We start from the raw sequence: 241 nt of genomic DNA, 5'->3' as shown, positions 1-241 counted from the left end.
CCCCAGGTGTGGATCAAAGCGCTGGAAACCGATGCGCCCCTTGCTGACATGTTTGGAGCCATCCCGGCCACAGTGGCGATGCATCCCCTCCCGGACATGTCAGCGGAGAACTGCACGGAACAGTTGGACGTGGCCGGCCCTTGGCTGGACCGGTTGCCCCATTTCCGCCATGAGTTCACTCCCAGCAACGGCGAAGAACTGCAGAGCGAATTCCTGCTCCCCCTGGACCATGCCCCGGCAG

At 63.1% G+C, this 241-nt stretch carries 1 pseudogene; it reads left to right on the top strand.

The features are described 5' to 3' along the window. Window positions 1-241: pseudogene (locus SB724_RS21605) on the top strand (FAD-binding protein); the annotation flags it as partial.

It is taken from the genome of Bacillus sp. SIMBA_031 (assembly GCF_046535225.1).
In the GTDB taxonomy this organism is placed as follows: domain Bacteria; phylum Bacillota; class Bacilli; order Bacillales; family Bacillaceae; genus Bacillus; species Bacillus velezensis.
This window is presented reverse-complemented; position numbering and strand designations above follow the sequence as displayed.